This window comes from Pseudoduganella sp. RAF53_2 (assembly GCF_052113985.1).
Lineage (GTDB): Bacteria > Pseudomonadota > Gammaproteobacteria > Burkholderiales > Burkholderiaceae_D > Rugamonas.
In genome coordinates this window covers 1-5,044 of the sequence record NZ_JBFRDW010000729.1, presented here as the reverse complement: position 1 = coordinate 5,044, position 5,044 = coordinate 1, and the positions used below count along the sequence as shown (strand labels likewise).

The window sequence follows — 5,044 nt, the reverse complement described above, 5'->3', positions numbered from 1 at the left end:
ATTTATAGACAGTAATTCAAGTTTCGCGAGAAAACAGCCGTTAAGCGAGAATGAGCTCCATATCCAGCCTCTCCAATTGGCAACCGGCGGCACGTGTTCCGTCCGGCCGTAATGTCAATCCAATCGTCGCTCAGCTTGATGCCGCGGCCTCATTGCCGCCGTCAACCGTCGTCAAACTGAGCCCCGAAGCAATCGCTGCCGCCTCAGCGCCCCTTTCGATCAGCGAGCGATACAAAGACGCCGGCGCCGCCATGCTCAAGCAGCTTGGCGCCGGTTCAGCTATTCCGGCCGATCATGCCAAATTGCCGGAGTCAGTTGACAACAAGTTCACGCTGAATATTACTACGCGCAGCGGGACCAAGGTCGAGCTTACGCTGGCCAATGTGGACGACGAAATGATTTATCAGGTCAGCTCCAGCGCTGATCTGAATGATGATGAACGCAAAGCCCTGTCCAATCTGGCGGCGGGCTTCCAGTCCGCGATCGATGGCATGGCGGGTGCGGACCCGCAAGTGCGGCTCAGCGGACTGACTCAGTTCGATAGCAAGTTTGTGCAGTCCATCGACTTCCACTCCGAAGTCGCGCTCTCTGGCTCGCAGCCCGCATCGCAGACGCTGGATTTCCACATCGACGGCACGCAGCGGAAAGTGAGCATCGGCGGCCCGGATGGTCAGGCTGAAGTCAACGTGGACACGAACTCTTTGCAGAACGTAGGCACCAGGCAGCAGCAGACAAAAGCCATCAACAATTATCTGGCCCAATTCGACCAGGCAGCCTCGCGCGGGCACGGCGACATGAAGCTGATGACCATGTTCAAGGATGCCTTCTCCGATATGAACCGGACGGCCACCACTGAAGACCGCCCCAGCTCTTACACTGCGCCATCCAGCTGGCAACTGAACGCCGACGATCATGCCGCGCTGACTGGCCTGTCCGATTTCAGCGCGTCCGTCAGCCAGACTCCGAAATACCCCAATCCGCTCAAGCCGCAGCAGAAAGACAGTTTCTCTTATGATGTTTCGCAGCTGACCAGTGTCGATGGTCCAAGCCAGGATGACCGTACCGTTGGCCAAACCCAGCAATCACATTTGAGCGCCCAGTATCACACGGCCCTCGGCAAAACCAGCGCGCCGTCATTCGATGGAACGCTGCAAACGCAGAACTACGAATATCACAAGATCGAAGACAATGCGGGCAGCAACGTTTCGCTGAACTACCGGCACGGCAAACTGGTCAAGGCAACGCTGGAACAAATGGCCAGCCAATCCGAGCAAGTGCAGACCTTCATCCTCGGCAAGCTAAAGTCCGACAGGACCATCCCAAGCCAGCAATCGCTCGTGCATGATCTTCTGCCCTCGCTCACGTCCTATGAGCACCGCAGGGGCGACGACACCTTGAACAACAATGTCTTCCTGCTCGGTTCACCTGGCGCACTCGTGGCGCGCAAGCAGCAGCTAGAAGGACAATGATCCGTCGGCTGCATAGTGCTGCGCGCGCCCTCCTCGCCTTTGCGCTTGCATGCAGTCTGATGCACCTCGCACACGCAGCCAATGAAATCGCGCTGGCGCGCGCGGAAATGCCATTGAACGGACCCTGGGCCTTCCGGCTGGGGCACGATGCGCGCTGGGCCTTGCCCGCGTTTGACGATCGTGACTGGGAACGCGTGGACCTGACACCGGCGCCTGACGCGCACGACGGCGATGTCGGCCTTCCCGGCTACGTTCCGGGCTGGACGTCACGCGGCCACCCTGGACAGTGGGGCCACGCGTGGTACCGGCTGCATGTCCGTTGGAGTGTGCCTACGGGCTCTGTTCCTGTTCTCGTCGGACCAACCCTGGTCGACAGCGCGTATGAAGTCTACTGGAATGGCCGCCGGCTTGATGGCATCGGCGACTTCACTAGCGAGCGTCCGCGCATTTTCGGCGTCCGGCCAAAGCTGATTCCCCTTGGCGAAACCGCTCCAGCAGGCGAAGGCGTTTTAGCTATTCATGTCTATCTCCCGCGCGAGTCGGCTGGCGACGCCGAAGCCGGCGGGATTCATGTGGCGCCCATTCTCGCGGAACCCATTGCCGCGGAGGCGCGCTATCAAATGCAATGGTGGAAGACTTTCTGGGGCTATGTCGTCGATCTGCTGGAGCCGTTGGCTCTGTTGATACTTGCGCTCTTTGCGCTTGCGCTACGGCGCTTTGCTCGCAACGGCCCATTTCTGCTGCTGGCGGCAGGAGCCGTGTCGGCAATCGCAGCGTCCGCTACGTCATCTTCAATCCGTTGGCAGCCGTGCTGTGGCTGCTCGCGTCCTATCGCCTGGCGGGCGTCCGCAAGCGCCGATTGGACATTGCCACTTGCGCACTTGGAGCGCTGGCTGGCCTGGCCGCCCTGCCCGGCTTTGGACTCCCCCCGCTTCAGACGGGCGCGCGGGTCGTTCTGCTCGCGCTGTACTGTCTGTCATGCATCGRCGTTGCACGACACGGCCGCCAGCGATTGCCGGCGCTTCTCACCATGGCCGTAATGGGTGTGGCCTTGTTCCCGGGAGAACTCTCGGTGCTTGGCTTTCCCGGCATCTGGTTCCCCTTCGGAGTAGGCGTCTCACGTACCCAGTACGCACTGGCGCTTGAGCTTCCTCTCCTCGCCTGGTTCATGTACTTGCATGCTTCGACCAGCGCGATGACATCTCATGGACGTCAGCAATAAGGGATAGGTCCCCTGGCAAATCCTCATCTTGCATGGTTTTCAACTGGGACATTATGTCTCAATGTATGGAAATTGCTTTCAAGTAGTATGCATCGCAACTGCTGAAGCGGCGAATTGAAGTCGTGGTCCTCACGATAGATAGCGTCAAGTAATAGCCTGAAAATACTTAAAAATGATGGATTGGATTCCGATAGTCTTCGTTACATTCAAGGTTCTCGTGCTCAGCACGGGTATGTTCTTCGCCATCAAGTGGCATTACGATCAAGGGAAGAAACAGAAGGAAATGGAGCGGCGCGCGGTGCTACGCGCAGGCGGCCAGGTGGCTGTCGTCTTCGCGCTGTCACTCCTGTGCCTGGGCCTGGTCACCTTCGAGCTTAGCAGCGTGCTCGGTCTGGACTTGACCTTCCCGTGATGGCATAGAATAGTCGGCCGACATCCAGTGATGACGCGATAGCTCCCCAACCAGGGCGCCTCGACTGCATTGCGCCAACAGGAGAAAACCGATGATCAAAGTCAGTGTCATGTATCCGTACGCCGCAGGCGCGCGATTCGATCATGCTTACTATCGCGAGAAGCATATGCCAATGCTAAAACAGCGGCTCGGCGATGCATGTCTGTACTACTCGGTGGACAAGGGCATCGCTGACGGTGCTCCCGGCACTGGCCCTGTTTACGTGGCCAAGTGCGACTTTTTCTGCACTTCCGTCGAAGCCTACCAGGCGGCCCGCGCCCCTCACGCGCAGGAGATCAGGGGCGACATAGCAAACTACACGGATATTCAACCCGTGCTGCAAATCAGTGAGGTGGTGGTCGAGCGTTCGGAAGTCTGACCAAGGTTCGCTTATCGCCAGGCGCCGCCATCCGCGTATGGCGCACCCGCGTTAGCTAAAGAAAAGGCTTCAGGAATCGCTTTGGCTGGGCGCTTGCACGCGCATCTTCCACTGCCCGCCCTTGCCGGTCCAGTAGCGCACCGCCGATCCAATCGTCGCACTCACGTAAAACAAGGCAATCAACGGCAACGCCGGCGCCCACAGTATCGACCTGCGGTAATAACGCAGCATTGGGGCATACGCGATACACATGAGAATCCACGCCGCCCAGGCAGGCCAGGCACGCGTCCCCATCGCCAGGGCGAATAGTGGCGGAACGAGATAAATCAGGAACATGCCGGCTATCGTGCCGGCCAGCAGGAGGGGCGAATAGCGTAACTGTGTAAACGCCGTGCGCGCGATCATGTTCCAGATGTCACGCCACGAATCGTACGGACGTAGCGACTCGCTCGATTCCGCCAAATCCAGACGAATGGGCCGCGCTTTGCCTTTACCGCGACGATGCTTGATACGTTCCGCGAGGCTGCAATCGTCGATGAGCTCGTGCCGGATCGATTCGATACCGCCTGCTTCCACCAGCGCCGAACGTCGCACGAGCATGCAGCCGCCCGCCGCGCCCGAAGTCGTCTTCTTGACGTCGCTTACCCACGCGAACGGATAGAGCTTTGCAAAGAAGAAGACAAACGCAGGAATCAGCGCCTTCTCCCACAGCGAGTCGCAGCGCAAGCGCACCATCAGTGAAACGAGATCGCGGTCTTCGAGAATGGCACGCGCAACGAGCTGAGTGGTGGCATCGGCCGGATGATGGATGTCGGCGTCTGTCAACAGCAGAAACTCGGCGGGAAGGTCGAGCTTTGCGACCGCGTCGATGCCCTGCGACTGCGCCCAAACCTTGCCTGTCCAGCCTGGTGGCAGCGGCTTTGCGGTCAACACGGTCAGGCGGTCCTGAAGATCGAGGTCACGTGCCGTGGCCGCGGCAACGGCCGCCGTACCGTCCGTGCTATCGTCATCGATGACGATGACGTGGAAAGCACCCGGATAGTCTTGCTTGAGCAAAGAACCGACCGCACGGCCGATGACATCGGCTTCATTGCGCGCCGGCACGACCGCCACCAGCGCGGGCCACGCACCGCGAGGGTTGAATTCGTCGTCGCCGATGGCCTTGATGGTGCTCTCAGCAAGCGCTCGCGCTGGCCGCACGCGCCAGAAGCCGCCGCGAGCCACCAGCAAAACAACCCAGATCAGAAGAGACAACCAGGCGATTAATGGCGCAAGAAGAAAATTAGTCATGATCAAGTGTCGAGCGAAGTCGATGAAGTCGCTCACAATCCGCTCCCGGCCCTGTGTTACGCCAAGTGTATGGCAACTTCCGCCTGCGGATTCAGCCGGTCGACGCAACACATTGATAAAACCGTTGAGCCGGCGTTTCATAGTCTAACGTTTTTCTAGGTCGTTCATTCAGCCGATTTGCGATGGCGTCGAGCTGACCTTGCGAATAACTTGATAAATCCAGTCCCTTTGGC

5 protein-coding genes and 1 pseudogene are annotated in these 5,044 nt (G+C 59.1%); 4 read left to right on the top strand and 2 right to left on the bottom strand.

Features of this window, described 5'->3' with window-relative positions; translation table 11 throughout:
- Window positions 1-251 precede the first annotated feature (251 nt).
- The 4 genes from AB4Z11_RS28565 (at window position 252) to AB4Z11_RS28550 (ending at window position 3,521) form a co-directional block, all read left to right on the top strand.
- Complete coding sequence (locus AB4Z11_RS28565) at window positions 252-1,469, top strand: hypothetical protein (RefSeq protein ID WP_442029202.1); 1,218 nt, start codon at window positions 252-254, stop codon at window positions 1,467-1,469.
- A gap of 59 nt (window positions 1,470-1,528) precedes the next feature.
- Window positions 1,529-2,509 carry a hypothetical protein gene (locus AB4Z11_RS28560; RefSeq protein WP_442029201.1) on the top strand — a complete coding sequence of 327 codons (981 nt, stop codon included), beginning with the start codon at window positions 1,529-1,531 and terminating at the stop codon, window positions 2,507-2,509.
- 354 nt (window positions 2,510-2,863) lie between these two features.
- A complete protein-coding gene (locus AB4Z11_RS28555) occupies window positions 2,864-3,103 on the top strand; it encodes a hypothetical protein (RefSeq protein WP_442029200.1) in 240 nt (79 codons plus the stop codon).
- A 91-nt stretch (window positions 3,104-3,194) separates the two neighbouring features.
- Window positions 3,195-3,521 carry an EthD family reductase gene (locus AB4Z11_RS28550; protein WP_442029199.1) on the top strand — a complete coding sequence of 109 codons (327 nt, stop codon included), beginning with the start codon at window positions 3,195-3,197 and terminating at the stop codon, window positions 3,519-3,521.
- A 69-nt stretch (window positions 3,522-3,590) separates the two neighbouring features.
- On the opposite strand, the gene AB4Z11_RS28545 is transcribed toward AB4Z11_RS28550, so the two are convergent.
- Together AB4Z11_RS28545 and AB4Z11_RS28540 are read right to left on the bottom strand one after the other, a co-directional pair.
- On the bottom strand, window positions 3,591-4,811 hold the full coding sequence (locus tag AB4Z11_RS28545; protein WP_442029203.1) for a glycosyltransferase: 1,221 nt from the start codon (window positions 4,809-4,811) through the stop codon (window positions 3,591-3,593).
- Between the two features lie 91 nt (window positions 4,812-4,902).
- Window positions 4,903-5,044, bottom strand: a pseudogene (locus AB4Z11_RS28540) (IS30 family transposase); the annotation flags it as partial.